This window comes from Streptomyces sp. NPDC046727 (genome assembly GCF_040645635.1).
Taxonomy (GTDB): domain Bacteria; phylum Actinomycetota; class Actinomycetes; order Streptomycetales; family Streptomycetaceae; genus Streptomyces.
Window position 1 is genome coordinate 1 of the sequence record NZ_JBEYYR010000104.1, and the last position, 1,041, is coordinate 1,041.

The 1,041-nt window shown below is 67.8% G+C and carries 1 protein-coding gene and 1 pseudogene; both read left to right on the forward strand.

Annotation, left to right across the window (positions count from 1 at the left end; genetic code table 11):
• Window positions 1-701, forward strand: a pseudogene (locus ABZ937_RS42855) (ribonucleoside-diphosphate reductase subunit alpha); the annotation flags it as partial.
• Window positions 701-1,041, forward strand: a 341-nt coding sequence (locus tag ABZ937_RS42860) for a ribonucleotide-diphosphate reductase subunit beta (protein ID WP_361701126.1), incomplete at its 3' end; no start/stop codon positions are given. The pseudogene ABZ937_RS42855 and the gene ABZ937_RS42860, both read left to right, overlap by 1 nt.

Here is a 1,041-nt window from a genome sequence, read left to right on the forward strand (position 1 = left end):
TGCCCGCCTGGGAGAAGACCCGCGCCGCCCGCGGTGTCCTGCACCCCGACCACTACGACGTCGAGCTGACCTGGCCCGAGCGCTGGACGGCACTGAGGGAACGTATCGCCGCCGTGGGCATGCGCAACGCCCTGCTCCTGGCGATCGCCCCCACCTCGACCATCGCGTCCATCACGGGCGTGTACGAGTGCATCGAGCCGCAGGTCTCCAACCTGTTCAAGCGCGAGACCCTGTCCGGCGAGTTCCTCCAGGTCAACTCCTACCTGGTCCAGGACCTGAAGGACCTCGGGGTCTGGGACGCACGCACCCGGGAGGCCCTGCGCGACGCCAACGGCTCCATCCAGGACTTCGCCTGGATCCCGGAGGACGTACGCAAGCTCTACCGCACGGCCTGGGAGCTGCCCCAGCGCGGTCTGATCGACATGGCCGCCGCCCGCACCCCGTTCCTGGACCAGGGCCAGTCGCTGAACCTGTTCATGGAGACGCCGACCATCGGCAAGCTCTCCTCGATGTACGCCTACGCCTGGAAGACGGGCCTGAAGACGACGTACTACCTGCGTTCGCGCCCGGCGACCCGCATCGCCCGCGCCGCCCAGGGCCAGGCGCCGGCCGCCAAGCCCATCCCCGCCCAGCAGGTCGCCGACCCCGACGCGATCGCCTGCTCCCTTGAGAACCCCGAGTCCTGCGAGGCCTGCCAGTAATGTCCACCCGTAACGCGAACCTGCTCGACCCGGGCTTCGAGCTGACTCTGCGCCCCATGCGCTACCCCGACTTCTACGAGCGCTACCGGGACGCCATCAAGAACACCTGGACCGTCGAAGAGGTCGACCTCCACTCCGACGTCGCCGACCTCGCCAAACTCACCCCCGAAGAGCAGCACCTCATCGGCCGGCTGGTCGCGTTCTTCGCCACCGGCGACTCCATCGTCGCCAACAACCTGGTCCTCACGCTCTACAAGCACATCAACTCCCCCGAAGCCCGCCTCTACCTGTCCCGGCAGCTGTTCGAGGAAGCCGTCCACGTCCAGTTCTACCTGACCCT